The organism is Prevotella sp. AM42-24 (assembly GCF_003461825.1).
GTDB classification, from domain to species: Bacteria; Bacteroidota; Bacteroidia; order Bacteroidales; family Bacteroidaceae; genus Prevotella; species Prevotella hominis.
In genome coordinates, this window is sequence record NZ_QTXV01000054.1 from 3,995 (window position 1) to 19,581 (window position 15,587).

Here is a 15,587-nt window from a genome sequence, read left to right on the forward strand (position 1 = left end):
CTATCTCTATGCACTGCAGGGTAGCCGATATGCACACCGTTGCTACACAATCCAGAACCGTTTTGCCCTGCTCGACAGTCAGTATGTCTGCGGAACCTACCGCAAGGACAGTTTCGGCTGCTACTTCGGCTACAAGTTCGGATCAGACAACCGAAAGATCAAGATAACCGCATCAGAGAGGTATTATTTCGGTTATGGCTATACCTCCGGCACTCCTCATCAGAGTGCAGTGCTCGCAGCCGACAAGGGCTCACAGGTGCAGCTGGTCTTCGACACAGACCTCATCGTCAATGACCCTCAGTATATCTATGGTGCATCACGCATCATGGGCCTTGACCTGACAGATGTCAGTCACGCTATCCTGCAGACACTCAACCTGAGCAACCTCACGGCACTCCGCACGCTCGACATCAGCTGCGCAGGCACGCAATCCACGCTGGGTAACCTCATCGTGGACGGATGCAAGAACCTCCGCTCCCTCAACATGGGCGGTCTTCAGAGCGCACTGCTCACGGGCATGGACCTCACGAACAACACCAAGCTGGAGACGTTCCTCGCTTCCGACACCGCCCTCACAGGTGTCACCTTCGCCAAGGGCTCTCCGCTCACCAAGGCGGTCTTGCCTGCTACCTTGCAGACCCTCGACCTGCGCTACCTGTCCAAGCTTCAGATGGGTGGCTTGACCTTGGAGGGCACCGACAACATCACCCGACTGGTGGTTGACAACTGCCCTGGCATCGACTGGACGCAGCTCATGGCGAAGTGCCCTAACGTCAAGTACATCCGCATCACGGGCATCGACGAGGAGGGCGACGGCTCGCTCCTCCGTCAGTACATGGAGATGGGCGGTGTCGATGAGAGCGGCGGCAATGTCGAGACCTGCCGACTGGTTGGCTCATACCAGCTCACCCAGTACATCGATGACGTGGAGTTCCAGAGATACCAGCAGCACTACCCTGAGCTCAACATCATGCAGCCTCCATACACGGTGGTCGAGTTCGACGACAGCGTGGCGGACGATGCCAACGTCAGCAACCTTGACAACGAGACGGGCTACAAGTATGGCAATGCCTACCAGCCTTCGGGTCACATCAAGTCCTACCTCAGCCAACGCCACCGCGTGTTGGCCAAGGTCACCAAGAAGGCGACGCAGCGCAACGTCAGCATGGCGGGCGTTGACACGGTCATCAATAACCTCGACGGCGAGATGACCTACTATCCGCTCCACGATGACAACTCCAACTACTACGCCGATGCCAAGGAGGTGCGTGACTGCTCGGCTGCCAAGCTCGATAGCTCCGAGGGCGACATCATGATGCTGGAGCCACATCACTGGTTCAAGGGCATCAATGACTATCTGAACAGGAAGCACTACATTTGCTTCTCCACCAACAAGACAGTTCCGTCCGTCTCTGCCGATACTGTGCAGATGACCATCGATGAGATCAAGTTGTCCAAGGGCGGATGGCGAGAGGGGTACAAGCTCACCGCCAACAAGCCGACACTCAGCGAGTCATACGTGGCAGATACCAACTACGCAGTCATCAAGGTCGATGTAGAGGGATATAGCCGTGTCCGCTTCCCTGCTGTCCCTGGCACCAACATGATTTGCTCGCTCTTCCTCGCAGAGGACGGCAGTGTCATCAGCAATGTGCTCGTGCCGACCATCAACCTCACCTTCGAGCGTGGCCAGTATATCATATCAGACATACCAGACAGTGCCAAGACCCTTTGTGCTACCGTGTGGAAGAACACGCCTGGCGACAAGGTGGTGCTGAGCAACTCCGACAAGATTGAGGACATGGAGCCTGACTGGGTGGAGATTGATGAATACCTCTGCGGTGTCGTGGGCAGTACTGTCGTGGGCGACAAACTCAGAGCTTGTGTCTCTGGCGGTTCTACCACAGCCAACATGGCATGGTCAGATTTTCACTACTATTCCGTGCTAAGAGGTATGCAGCAGATTGACTTTGGCATGCACAGCGACATCGCCAACCTCTTCTACATGAAATATGGCCGTCGCAACTCGCAGGAACAGTGTGGTGCAGGTTCGCACACCAACAACCGCACCACTGGCGGCACAATGGCGCACGGTATCGCAGACACCATCGGCTACGATGCGGCAAAGGGTGTCAACGCCTCCGTAACCAACAGCATCGTCGATAACGGCGTGCATCAATATGCTTGGTACTTGGAGGGCGACGAGGAGAGCGGTGCGACCACCGTCAAGCAGATCAATAACATTTGCTGCTGTGGCTACGAGGACATCTACGGTCACAAATACGACATGGTGGACAACTGCGATATGCCGAATGACAGCGCACACTCCAATATGCTGCGCATCTTCATGCCTGACGGCAACACTAGGTACATCAAGGTGTCAAGCTACAACGACATCTGGATTACCAATGTCTATCATGGACAATATGGCGATGTCATCGCCGTCGGCAGCGCATCAGGCTCGGCAAGCACCTACTATGGTGACAAATATTGGGTGAACGGCTCTGCCAACCGTGTGCTCTTTCGGGGCTACTACAATGCGAGCTCGTATGGCGGCATCTCGTACACGAATGCGGTTTACGGCGCATCGGGCACGTACACGAGTGTCGGGTCGCGCTTGGCCTTCCGCGGAAAAATCGTCAAAGCGTCGAGCGTAGCGAGATACAAGGCGACAAGCGAAGTAGCGTAAAGCGAAAGAATGTATAACGAAAGAATCGACCTCTATACAGGGTATTTCAAAAATACCGCCTGTGGCGGTCGATTTTTTTTGTTTTTCGCATATATATGAAAAAAATAAGCTATCTTTGCAGCCATGAAGGCAGAGTCTCCCAAGACCGTGTGCTCTTTCGGGGCTACAACAATGCGAACTCGAATGGCGGCATCTCGTACACGAATGCGAATAACGACGCATCGAACACGAACACGAATGTCGGGTCGCGCTTGGACTACTTACCAATCGGTTCTACGGCACAGCCGACGTGTCGGCATCGCAGTGACCGAGGGAGATGCGCCACGCTCATAGAGTGAAAAATCAATGTGGTGGGTAGAGTTTGGTAGGTCCTTCATGGATTCGAAGAAGTCTGACCCCATAAAGGAAGGCTATGCGCAGAGAAGGCAATATCATACAGGAAATCATCGACCATGACAACATGTCCGATTCCTTCGACCAGGTTCTTCGTGGCACCGTTCGCAAGAAGTGCCGTGAGGGGCAAGAGTTGTTGGCGCACCGTGAGGAGGTCATCGCCAACCTGCAGCGTGAGATAGCCGACGGCACGTTTACCGTGTCCGAATATCGTGAGCGTGACATCTATGAGTATGGCAAGCATCGCAGACTCCAGATTGTCAAGATGGAGAGGCGCATCGGCTGCCACGCCATCATGCGTGTGGTTGACCGACACCTGCACCGTAGGTTCATCAGAACCACAGGCGCAAGCATCAAGGGGCGTGGCACGCACGACATGATGCAGCAGGTGAGTGCAGTTCTCCGTGATAATCCACATCTCAAGTATGCCTACCAGTTCGACATCAGACACTTCTACGAGAATGTTGACCACCAACTTGCCAAGGATGCCTATGCCCATGTCTTCAAGGACAAAGTCTTGCTTCAGATACTGGGCAGTCTCATCGACCTCTTGGAGCAGGGCATCAGCTTCGGGCTTCGCACCTCGCAAGCCACAGGCAACCTTATCCTCTCCATTCACCTCGACCACCCTCTCAAAGACGAGATGGCCGTCAAGCATTACTTCAGATATTGTGACGACGGTCTGGTACTCGCAGAGACCAAGGCTGAGCTGTGGGTGATTCGTGATGCCATCCATGAGATGCTGGAGGCTATCGGCTTCGAGGTCAAGCCCAACGAGCGGGTCTTCCCTGTCACCGAGGGCATAGACTTCGTGGGATACAAGATATACCCCGACCATGTGCAGCTTCGCAAGCGCATCAAGAAGAAGTTCGCTGCCAAAATCAAGAAAATAAAATCGCGCAAACGTCGCCATGAGCTCATCGCCTCGTTCTGGGGCATGACCAAACACGCCGACTGCGCCAATCTTAACAATAAACTGATAGGAGAAAAAACTATGAGATCATTCAAAGACCTGAAGGTCACCTATAAGCCTGCCAACGGACAGAAGTATTTCCCTGGCGACACCATCTCTATTCGTGATTTGGTCAACCTCCAAATCATCGTCCATGATTTCCAGCTCGGTGTCAAGACACGAGAAGGAGAAGATCGCTGTGTCGTTTCTATAGAAATGGGGGGGCAAATGAAAAAATTCATAACAAATTCAGAGGAAATGAAAAATGTGCTTAGCCAAATTAGCGAGATGGAGGATGGTTTCCCCTTTGAGACAACCATCAAGGCCATGGCTTTTGGTAACGGTAAAACCAAATATGTTTTCACATAATGGATAGAATAAATGGTAGTTCTGACGTACAACTCTTCGAGTGTACAAATCCTGTCAGAAATTATTGGCGCATCAGGTTCGATGTGCAAAAGAATGAGGATGGCTCGGCTGATTATATGGAGCATCAGTTCCTGCACAAGCCTTCTTTGGCTGAAATCAAGTCTGTCATCAACAATTTCTATAATGAGCAGACTGATGCCAACATTCTCTCTGGTCTTCAATATGATGGGCAAATGGTATGGCTCTCCGCTGAGAACCAAGCCAACTACAAGGCTGCATACGACCTCGCAGTACAAACACAAGGCGAAAGTTTGCCTTACAAGGTGAAGCTCGGCTCTGAGGATGCACCTGTATATAAGGAGTTTAACAGTCTTCAAGACTTCAAGGCTTTTTACCTCGCCATCCAAAAGCACATCCAAGAAACCATCTCTGAGGGATGGAAAAAGAAAGACTCCATAGACTGGAGCCAATATCAAGCCTAACCAGTTAGGCTTAGTTTTCGCATATATACGGCAAGTCAAGCGTACCTGTTCCTGCTTGGCTTGCCGTATTTTTATTTTCAATCTCAGATATGTACTTTTGTACCAGATAAACTAAAGTACATATCATCATGCAGAAAAATACAAAAGAATGGATACAATACGGCTCGGCAGTGGTCGTATTGATTTTCGCAATAGTGCTGGTATATATCAGCTATTTCACGTCGAAGACGCAAGATGTGACCGACAACGTGCTCTGGTACTTCGCACAATCACTCATGTACGCTGGCAGCATCTTCGGTGTCGCCATCGCCATCGATGCCAAGTTTGAAAATTTAAAAAACAAATTTCTAAATCACAATAGAGATGAGAAAGATTAAACGCATTTTCGTGCATTGCACAGCTGGCTCGCAACGTCAGAGCATCGAGGATCTCAAGGCTGAATTTCGTCTGAAGGGTTGGAAATATCCTGGTTATCATTACGTGGTAGACATCAATGGTGGCATTCATCAGCTTCTCGCCATAGAGTTTGTCAGCAACGGCGTGCAGGGATACAACTCCTCGGCCATCAACGTTGCTTACATGGGTGGCATTGACAGTCACGGCAAACCTATCGACAACCGCACGCCCGAACAGAAGGATGCTCTCGTTTTGCTGCTTCATAGACTGAAGCAACAATTCCCTGATGCGCAGATCATGGGGCACCGTGACATTTGGGGCACAGACAGCAAGAAGTGGAAAAAATGGTGCCCTTGTTTCAACGCTATCAAGGAATATAAAGACTTATGATCATGAAGGATATTAAACTCAACATCATCAAGGTTCTCTCCGTGCTTTTTGTCATCACCTTGGTTGCCCTTCTGGCAAGTATTGCCGAGAACCGCCAGCTGCAGGGCGATCTCGACCGGCAAACCTCAAATGTGAGTGCGCTCACCTACGATATCAAGTACGACAAACTGAATGATTCTCTACCTGTAGCGCAAAACACCGCACTACAAGCTAAGGTCTCAGAGCTGGAGCAGCTACACCTCACCGACACCAAGCTCATTAAGGACTTGAAGGTTAAACTAAAGGATGTACAAGCGCAACACACTCTGTCTGCCGAGACTGCCGACACAGTCATTATCACCCCGGTTCCTGGTACCGCCGACTCAGTTTTCGCATACAACGACAAATGGCTCTCGCTCCATATCGATATCCCTAAGCGGGAGTGCCAGTATGTAGCCTACGACAGCCTCACCACCATCGTGAGCCGCACTTACAAGCACCGCTTCCTCTGGTGGCGGTGGGGCACCAAGGGCTACGAGGTGCGCATCGTGAGTTTCAACCCTCACGCTCGCATCAAATATTCCAGATACATAGAGGTCGAAAAATGAAAGATTTAACATAAAAAACTTGCTTATTTTAAAAATTATTATTAAATTTGCAACAAAGATAATAATAAAGATTGGAATTATGTTTGAGATTTTGATTATATCGGCGATATTGGCTTATGCTACACTCGGCATTGGCCATGCTTTGAGCAAGATAGGTAGTCATTCTTGCTCTGTGTCAAATTCTTCATATTCTCCAAATGGTGAAGATTATAACGAGAAAATTCATCTGTTATCTCATAATAATTCAGCAAGTGAGATAACTCGAAAAGATGGTCTTTACTACATTACTATAGAAAACTCTATTACAGGGGACAAACAAACACTAAGTCACAGAAATAAGAAGTATCTTTGCTGGAATGCTGAAGATGTGGCAACAAAATTCGCACTGAGAGAAAGAGACGAATTTCATAAAGAAGATTTAAATACGAGGTCGTAAGGAAACGGTCTCGTATTTTTATTATATCCCTATCCTTACTAACTTTGCCATAAATATAAAAATTCTATTATGGCAACAAGTACAGATACTCATATTAGCAGAGTTATCCTTGACACCAAGGATGCAAAAAACAGACTCAATGAGTTAGAAAATAAATTAAAAGAAGTCCAAAAAGCAAAAGAGGAAGCCTATGCAAAAGGGGAATCGGTTGCAGCTTTTGAGAGACAAATCAAAAGACTGAAAGCAGAAACGGATGCTTACAGGACAACTCAACAGAAAGTCAATGATACGCTCAAAAATCTTTCTTCAGCTTCATACAAAGATTTACAACAGATAGCCAAAGCTCTCAACAAAGAGTTGAAGAGTGGTGCCATCGAGCGTAATTCAAAAGAGTGGAAGAAATTGCAAAAGCAATTAAAAGATGTTAGGGCGGAGATGCAGCACATCAATAACGAGGGTAAGGCTTCTAAAAGTCTTTGGTCTCGTTTCGTCGATACGCTCAACACCAACTGGGGTGCAGTTTCTCAGATTATTGCAGCATATGCAGGTCTCTCTATGACCTTACGCAAGTGTGCTCAAGCATACGCTGATATGGAAGAGTCGATGGCCGACGTTCGCAAATATACAGGTCAGACCGATGAACAAGTTCACCAGATGAATGAGGACTTCAAGCGCATGGATACTCGTACCGCTCGTGAACAGCTCAACGAGTTGGCAGGCTCTGCAGGTCGCCTTGGCATCACCAGTAAGGAGATGATTGAGGAATTTGTGGATGGTGCAGATAAAATCAACGTAGCTCTCGGCGATGACCTCGGCAAGGGGGCAGTCGATAAGATTGGTAAACTGGCACAGATGTTTGGCGAGGATAAAACCAAGGGATTACGCGGTGCAATGCTCGCCACTGGTTCTGCCGTCAACGAGCTTGCCCAGAACTCATCAGCCAACGCTGGTTATATCGTTGATTTCACTGCTGATCTGTCGGGTGTAGGCATTCAGGCAGGCATGACCCAAGCACAGCTCATGGGTCTCGCCTCTGCCCTTGATCAAAATATGCAAGAGGAGGCAACTTCCGCCACCGTCTTCGCACAGCTCATCACCAAGATGTATCAGGAGCCAGCCAAGTTCGCAAAGATAGCCGGCATTGAAGTGAAGAAATTTTCTAATCTCATGAAGACCAATGCCAACGAGGGCTTGATGAAGTTCTTGCAAGCCATGAAGTCAAAGGGAGGTTTCGCTGAGATGGCTCCGATGTTCGAGGAAATGCAACTCAATGGTACTCGTGCCGTGGGAGTTCTCTCTGCCGTAGCTTCCCATCTCGACCAAGTGAAGACTGCGCAAGACCTCGCTAACCAATCGTATGCTGCTGGTACCAGTGTGCTCGATGAGTTTAATGTCCTGAACAATACCGTCCAAGCAGACCTCGACAAGGCCAAGAAGCGTTTTCAGGACCTTACCATCGAACTCGGTGAGAAACTCATTCCCGTCACCCGATATGCCATATCGACCATGAGCGTAGGCATCCGTGTGTTATCAACTTTGATAACTTTCACGGTTACGCATGCCAAAGGGTTGACGGTCCTTGCCACTGCTATTGCAGTTTGCACAGCCCTCTGGTATAAGGAGATTATCGCCATCAAGCTAAAAAATGCTGCTACCGCATACGCTACAGCGGTAGATAAAGCCTACATCGCTACCGTCACCCTTTTGCGCACAGCTATGGTTGCCCTGCAAGCGGCATGGGCTTATCTCACCAAAGGCGTGCAAGGCTACATCGTGGTAATGAGAGCTGCTCGTCTTGCCAGTCTCACCAATCCGTGGGCAGCTCTCGCCACAGTTCTCACTGTGGTGGGTGTGGCCGTCTATGGTTGCTATAAATACATCGTGAACTACAACAAGGCTCTGCACGACAATCTCCAATCTGTCAAGAATGCAAAGGCTGTCGCAGAGTCACAGGCAAACTTGGCTAAGAAGGTTTCAGAGGCCACCCTTGATGAGCGCAATAAGATTGATATGCTCAACAAGGTCATCCATTCCAATGCCTACACCGTAGATGAACGCAGACAGGCTATCGCTAACATGCAAAAACTCGTGCCGGAATACCACGCCTCTATCTCTAAGGAAGGCAAACTATACAACGACAACCAGATAGCCATCCAAAACTACATCAAAGAATTGGAAAATGCTGCGATGGCGGAAGCTATCTATGAGCGTAAAGTGGAAATCAACAAGAAGAGACTTACCCTCAAGCAAAAGGAGAGACGCATACGTGGTTCTCTCAAAGCTGTGGATGCCGAGCGTCAAGCTCACCCGAAGAAATACGAAAGTGAGGCTGTGGCTGATGCTTTGACAGGTCAACTAATCGAACAAAACGAAGCTCTAAAAAGCAATCAGAAGCAAAAAGAGATTCATACTCAAAGGCTACAAAGCAACCTAAGCCAACAACAAACACTCGATGCCGAGGATAAGTTCCTGGATACCGAGATTAAAAAGAATACCAAACTTCAGCAACAATATAAAAAGGTGGAGAAGAAAAATACGCAAGTAATCGCTACTTCCAATAGTAGTACTCCAGCATCTTCCACTCATACTATGACCGATAAGGAGCGCAAGGCTGCCGAGAAAGCCAAGAAAAAACAGGAGGCAGAGGCTCGCAAGGCTGCAGCCAAACGAAAGGCTGATCTCAAAAAGGAACTTGATGATGCCAAGAAATCAAACCAAGCGGAACAGTTAGAGGCTACCACCCTCTACTCTACTGGGCAGATTCGCCTCGCCGAATACAACGACCGCATGGCGCAGATTAAAGAGCAAGGTCTGCAACAGCGCATGGACATCCTCAAAAAGTATGGCGAGGCTGAGGGCGAGGAATACAAACGATTAAATGCCGAGAAAGAGAAAATCGCAGCCGACTACGAGAAAAAGCAGACATCTGATCTCGAAGCTATCGAGACCAACAGGCAGACCGCCGAAATGAATATCCGTGCCAACTACTACAACAAAAAGTCCGACATCTACCATGACGAAGATGCTCTCAATGAGGCTCTCTTCCTGCTCGATCAAAACTATCTCGACGAGAAACAAGAGCTTTATCTGTCATCATCCGATGAGTACTGGCAAATCGAGAAGGAGCGTGAGCGCAGCCAGCTTCAGCATCAATACGAGCGTCAGGAGCAATACGACAAAACTCTCATGCAGCTCAAACAAGAGTATCTCAAAATGGGAAACGAGGAGCAAATGATGTTGGAACTGAGAGGCCTTGACGAGGTTCACAAGGCAGGTCTTGTCAGCGAAGAAGAATATCAACGCATGAAGATGGGCATCGCTAATAAGTACGCATCATACAAGCCTTCAGTCGATGATCAGCGCAAGGATGATGCCAATATTGCCCTCGATACGGCTCGCAAAATGAGTAAGCCACAAGATGATTATAACAACATGTTGAGCGACAATATAGGTTCTGTTATCGGTGGCGCTATGTCTGCCGTAAAACAGCAGAAGATGGTCAACGACAATCTGGAAAAGCTTCGTGCTGAAGACAAAATCAGCGAGCAAGCCTACCAGGATGCCAAGAAGCAGATGAACAAAGAGACCTACAGCACCATCCTCTCCGTGGCGTCCGCAGCCTTCAGTAGCATGTCGGGTATGATGTCAGCTGCGTCCGCCTACTCGCAAGCTTGCTCTGATCTCGAAGTCGCCAAGATAGAGAAAAATTACGATAAACAAATCAATGCCGCCGGCAACAACTCTGCAAAGAAAAAGAAATTGGAGGAGAAGCGAGACAAAGAGATTGCCAAAGCGAAGACAAAAGCAAACAAAAAGGCGATGGTCATGGAACTTGCACAAGCCATGGCCCAAACTGCTACTGGTGCCATCTCCGCCTACTCGTCAACTATGGCTGGAGCTCCATACCCAGCCAACCTGGTACTCGCTCCAATCTCAGCAGGCATCGCTCTTGCAGCTGGTATGCTACAGGTGGCAACCATTAAAAAGCAACATCAGGCAGAGGCGGCAGGCTACTATGAAGGAGGTTTCACTGGTCCTGGCAGCTGGAAGAAAGAGGCAGGCGTGGTCCATGCCGGCGAGTTCGTAGCTAACCATAACGCAGTCAACAATCCTCAATTGCTTCCTGCCCTGAAACTCATCGATGCTGCGCAGCGTAACAACACCGTCGCCTCTCTCACCGCACAAGACGTGAGCCGTGCCATGGGTGGTGGAGGTGCTGCCGTGGTCGCTCCTGTGGTAAACGTGTCGACAGACAACGAGCAAGTTACTGCAGCCCTCGATGGTGTGAGTGCAACCATCGACCTACTCAACCAGCAGCTCAACGATGGCATACAAGCTGAGGTGGTTATCACGGGGCGCAATGGCTTCGCCAGAAAATGGAAAGATTATAACAAGATGTTAGACAACAAATAGCTTATGATTACATGTATTATCAATGGCATGGCTGCTTATCCTGCAGCCAGCCAATCCATTAAGATAACATACGCCAACCAATACGTCACTGACGATGGCGAATACTCCTATGATATCACCTTCCCGATGTCCATCATGAATAATCGCAGGGTTTTTGAAAATGTCAGCAGATTCGACGTATCAAAGAATACCAAAAAGTATGACGACTGCAAACTGTACGTTAGCGGACGGCTCGTCCTTTCTGGTGTAGGAACTATTATTAGTGTAACAGAGTCGGATATCAAACTGCAGATTGTTGGAGGTAAATCAAGAATTAAATTCAACAGTAAACTTGAAAGCCATTTTATTGACGAAATGAATCTCGGAGAAGCGGTTGCTCCAGGAATAAAAAAGTACTATAAGGAGGGCTGGAATAAGTTCGGCCTTACTATACTTAACAATTCATACCACGTCAACATGACGAATTTGGGAAATAATATTGTCGGAGTTAAAGGAAAATATACTTTCGTGCCAGTATGGGACGAGACAAACGACTGCGCTGCTAATTTCTATTATCCCACAACAAGCAACAGCATGACTGCATTATACAAGGCAGCCGTACAGCCAAATCTAATCTATATCCTTCACAGAGTCCTGGAACTCGAAGGATATAAAATCATAAAAGATGAATACGACGTATATCCGTGGAACACCCTATACATTGCGTCTGCCTTCAAGACCCTGCAGTTCAGTAAATGTCTTCCACACTGGAGCGCATACACTTTTATCGAGGAATTCCGGAAACTATTCAATGCGAGCATCGTCTTTGACGAAATTAAAAAGGAAGTCGGTATATATCAGTCTTCAGAGATATTATCATCAGCTGCAGTAATGTATGAGGCTATAGATGAATACTCTGTTGATTACGACGAAGACGGATCACTGAGTACTACGGAAACGTCAAATCTGGAATATAATCTCGGAGATTCCGCTAACAGAAAAGAGTATGAGGTTATCTCGCAGAAAGTCCTCAAGTCTTTCAAAATCGTAGAATTGGCACCAGAGGCTGACGTTACCGGTTGGACACGCAGATGGTCAGATAAGGAGAAACGAACTACGATCATTAAGCAAGACGGAGTATATAAAATCTACATGAACGATAACGGCAAGGAATCATGGGTAAAATGCGGTTTCTGGTCTCCGCTTGTCAGAGACAAAGATAGCGACTCTTCTATTACCATAAATATCTCTCCTGCAGCAGAAATCATATCGAGGGTTAGAGTCGGTGAGATTATAAAAATGAGTACTTCCTTTAGGGATTCAATAGATAGAGATAGACCTTTCCTGTCCGTGACAAATGATAAAGAAGCTTCTGCCGAAGCATCAAAAGAAGACGAAAACGGAGAAGAATACTACAGCGTGCAGGATGCTATCGATAGCGAATCTGTGCTCGATGAACAAGAGGCAGAGAACGAGTGTATGAGTGTGTTTTTCTATGTCGGATTCTATAACGATCAGTCCGCTAACGACCTTGATTTATACAGTCGTTTCCTTTGGCCAACATTTGTTACGGATCATAATATCAATAGCAACTATCATATTTCTAAGGATATGAATGAGGATGATCTTACTCTATCATTATGCGCTGGCGGGAGATATAGTATTCATAAGTTGCAGAACACGAAAACCATTGATACTCGAAATTGTATAGAAATAAAATTCAGGGCCAATGGAATTCCTGATCCGTCTAACATATACATATTCCGAAATAAAAAATATATATGTGAAAAGATTGAAACGGAAATTAAAGATGATTCCATCGACCCTGTGCACGTAGGCTATTTCTACATGATGGCATAGTATCAATCGAGGAGACTATAAACTTCCCTTGAAGTGCTTGGTCTCCTCGTTTACTTTCATCTGGTTCTTGATATATCGGTTTGTCACGGATATGTCTGAGTGGCGTGCCTGTTCCTTGGCAACAACGATGCCCTGTGCGTTCGCCAAGTCCCTGATGCCCGTATCCTTCAGGCTGTAAAACTGGTACTCCTTGGGAAATCCCAAGGCTGTGCGCATCTTACCCCATTCTACTCTCAACTGGTTGTATGCCGCACGAGTATCCCCAGGTTTTAAGCTCTTACCGAAGATATAATTCTGGCTTGGATGCTCAAATATCTTCAGCTCAATCATGAGCTTCAGTATCTCATCATTCAAGGCAACAAGTCCATCTTTCCTGTTTTTGCTGATGGAAGAACTGATGAAGACGGTCTGGTCCTTGATGGATACATCGCCAATCTTTATCTGCGTCAACTCGTTCGGACGAATGAATGTGTAATATTCAAAAAGGCAAGCTAAAAGAAAATGTTTATTGTGATCATACAAGTATTCCTTCAGTCTTCTCAGCGCCCCGTCGGAGAGAGGATCTCTGAACTTCTCCGTCTGAGCTATGTTGCGAATGTCGATAGCAGGATTCTCCGTGATATACTTTCTGTCCATCAACCAGGTACCGAAGGATACAAACCAGGAGCGATAGTTATTCCTGGTCGTAGCAGAGACATCTCGATCATACATCAGATGGTCAAGGAAATCGATGACAAAGGATCGGTCTAACTGATAGGCATACTTGATACCCTTACATTCCTCGATAAACGTCTCGAGCATCTTGACACGACTGAGATAGTCGATAGAGGTTTTTTCTTTCATCGACTTTTTGTCAGTCATAGCCTTAACATAATCACGATATCTACCGATGATAATTGGTATTTCCGTGAATTGGCGAGACTTATCAACGTTCACCCAAGGATTCCATCCTGCCGTCAATTTAGCTGTGATATTGTAGATAAGCAAACTGCCCATCATGCGCTTTTTCTGGTCTGTCTTAAACTTGTTAAGCATGTACTTTTTGCGCTTCATTCGTCCCGATACTGGGTCGTGGGCATAAAAGTCAACATACCAGTTGCTCCCCTTGGTATGCATCACTGGAAGCGTGAATCCTAACATTTCACGCGAACTCAAAAAATCAATTTCCTTTGCAGTCATTTTTTTTCATTGCCCGTTTTACTGGTCAATGATATTCAACAATCTAAATCTCGTTACCGTCCTATCTCTAAAACGGCAAATCGGATAAGATGTTGTTTACCAACTTCTTACCCGATATTAGTTGCGGCGGCAGGACTCGAACATGCGACCTCCAGGTTATGAGCCTGGCGAGCTACCAACTGCTCCACACCGCGATATAACATTCATTTCTGAATTGCGAGTGCAAAGGTACTACTTTTTTTTTATCTAACCAAATAAAAATATCAAAATATCAATATTTTAACCGCTTTTAACCTTTTCTTTAATTATATTAGCTTAAAAACAGAAATTACACATAAAATAAGTGATAAAATGATAGAACGACCTTGAGATTAAAGAAAATCATTAAAAAAATCCGATCTGCCAGAAGCAAATCGGATCATATCAAAAAACTAATTACTTTTTCAAAAGTTTCATGACTTTCTCAAAATAGCGTTGCGTTCTCTTCACATTATAATGATTACCACCATTCCAAGCGCGAATTGCACGTTCTATACTATTAAGAGGATTGTAAGCTGATTGCAAAAGCAGAAACATTTCCTTAGACTTTGAAATACTAAATCTATCAGATAGTTTATAGCGCTTCTTGCTATTCCTTTTTTTAAGAATATTATTGCATTCAGCAACACAGATAGGAGTAATTTGCATAACTCCCACAGAGGAACCACTTTTTGCGTATCGATTACCTCCACTCTCTACCTGAATTATCGCCTCCATCACTGGATTCCAATCAAATTCATTAGAGGATGCATTTTCAATTGAATTTGTTTCAGCCGACGCTGAAACTACTTTTAATGTCAGCATAAAAATGCTAACTAATACCATTGTTATTCTCTTCATATTAATTATTTTATGGAACCTGAAAAGCTGAACTACAACATCAGTGATTTCGCGATGACAACTTATGAGAAAAAGAACGGTTGTCAGTCTCAGTTCCGTTAGATACCTTAACGGACAGTTATCTCAAAATATCGAAAAACTATCCTTATTCTTATCGTTTGCAAAGGTACAAAAAAAAACTCAAATATGCAAGTAATCTATTGATTATCAGCACTATTTTATAATTAAGAAACACTTTTAAACACATTAGATTGACGAATATCAACAAATTCAGCAAGTTTTTTAAACCCAATTGCAGATATAGGAATAAAACAAACAATGAAGTAAAATAAAGATTCATACATAAAAGAATGATATCAAGAAACAGCAGAGAAAAGAAAAGAGAGCAAGAAAACAACGTAATCTTAAAGACAAAACACAAAAAGGTGAAAGAAGAAAACTAAAGAAATTTTTCATAAAATTTGGAGAAAAATAATCTGCGAGAAAAATCTGTGAAATCTATCCCAGACCGACAGGTCTAAAATCTGCGAAATAAAGAAATAACAGAAAAAAAGAAGAAATGACAGGGAAAGAAGAGAACCAG

At 46.1% G+C, this 15,587-nt stretch carries 12 protein-coding genes and 1 tRNA gene; 9 read left to right on the forward strand and 4 right to left on the reverse strand.

Features of this window, described 5'->3' with window-relative positions; all coding sequences use genetic code 11:
• Nucleotides 1–895: 895 nt before the first annotated feature.
• On the reverse strand, nucleotides 896–1,111 hold the full coding sequence (locus tag DW917_RS17095; protein ID WP_147344188.1) for a hypothetical protein: 216 nt from the start codon (nucleotides 1,109–1,111) through the stop codon (nucleotides 896–898).
• A gap of 9 nt (nucleotides 1,112–1,120) precedes the next feature.
• On the opposite strand from DW917_RS17095, the gene DW917_RS17100 reads away from it, so the two are divergent.
• The 9 genes from DW917_RS17100 to DW917_RS13120 all read left to right on the forward strand — a co-directional run bounded on the left by DW917_RS17100 (nucleotide 1,121) and on the right by DW917_RS13120 (nucleotide 12,946).
• Nucleotides 1,121–2,689: a hypothetical protein gene (locus DW917_RS17100; RefSeq protein ID WP_147344189.1), complete on the forward strand. Its 1,569-nt coding sequence runs from the start codon at nucleotides 1,121–1,123 to the stop codon at nucleotides 2,687–2,689.
• 412 nt (nucleotides 2,690–3,101) lie between these two features.
• A complete protein-coding gene (locus DW917_RS13085; RefSeq protein WP_118119412.1) occupies nucleotides 3,102–4,403 on the forward strand; it encodes an RNA-directed DNA polymerase in 1,302 nt (433 codons plus the stop codon).
• Entirely contained in the window at nucleotides 4,403–4,885 is a 483-nt protein-coding gene (locus DW917_RS13090; RefSeq protein ID WP_118119414.1) for a hypothetical protein, read from the forward strand. Before DW917_RS13085 ends, DW917_RS13090 begins: the two co-directional genes overlap by 1 nt.
• A gap of 128 nt (nucleotides 4,886–5,013) precedes the next feature.
• Nucleotides 5,014–5,262, forward strand: a complete 249-nt coding sequence (locus tag DW917_RS13095; protein ID WP_118119416.1) for a hypothetical protein — start codon at nucleotides 5,014–5,016, stop codon at nucleotides 5,260–5,262.
• Nucleotides 5,249–5,671, forward strand: coding sequence for an N-acetylmuramoyl-L-alanine amidase (locus DW917_RS13100; protein WP_118119418.1), 423 nt, complete (start codon nucleotides 5,249–5,251; stop codon nucleotides 5,669–5,671). The genes DW917_RS13095 and DW917_RS13100 overlap by 14 nt, the downstream gene beginning before the upstream one ends.
• Before the next feature lie 2 nt (nucleotides 5,672–5,673).
• Entirely contained in the window at nucleotides 5,674–6,258 is a 585-nt protein-coding gene (locus DW917_RS13105) for a DUF6549 family protein (protein WP_147344190.1), read from the forward strand.
• Between the two features lie 79 nt (nucleotides 6,259–6,337).
• Nucleotides 6,338–6,694, forward strand: coding sequence for a hypothetical protein (locus DW917_RS13110; RefSeq protein ID WP_118119422.1), 357 nt, complete (start codon nucleotides 6,338–6,340; stop codon nucleotides 6,692–6,694).
• A 69-nt stretch (nucleotides 6,695–6,763) separates the two neighbouring features.
• Nucleotides 6,764–11,107 carry a phage tail tape measure protein gene (locus tag DW917_RS13115; protein WP_118119424.1) on the forward strand — a complete coding sequence of 1,448 codons (4,344 nt, stop codon included), beginning with the start codon at nucleotides 6,764–6,766 and terminating at the stop codon, nucleotides 11,105–11,107.
• Between the two features lie 3 nt (nucleotides 11,108–11,110).
• Nucleotides 11,111–12,946 (forward strand): hypothetical protein, encoded by a 1,836-nt coding sequence (locus DW917_RS13120; protein WP_118119426.1) that lies wholly within the window; start codon nucleotides 11,111–11,113, stop codon nucleotides 12,944–12,946.
• A 15-nt stretch (nucleotides 12,947–12,961) separates the two neighbouring features.
• Here DW917_RS13120 and DW917_RS13125 read toward each other — a convergent pair whose 3' ends face one another.
• From DW917_RS13125 to DW917_RS13135, 3 genes are all read right to left on the reverse strand, one after another.
• On the reverse strand, nucleotides 12,962–14,125 hold the full coding sequence (locus tag DW917_RS13125) for a tyrosine-type recombinase/integrase (protein WP_118119428.1): 1,164 nt from the start codon (nucleotides 14,123–14,125) through the stop codon (nucleotides 12,962–12,964).
• Between the two features lie 121 nt (nucleotides 14,126–14,246).
• Nucleotides 14,247–14,319, reverse strand: a tRNA-Met gene (locus tag DW917_RS13130).
• Between the two features lie 241 nt (nucleotides 14,320–14,560).
• Nucleotides 14,561–15,004, reverse strand: a complete 444-nt coding sequence (locus DW917_RS13135) for a lytic transglycosylase domain-containing protein (RefSeq protein ID WP_118119431.1) — start codon at nucleotides 15,002–15,004, stop codon at nucleotides 14,561–14,563.
• Nucleotides 15,005–15,587 lie beyond the last annotated feature (583 nt).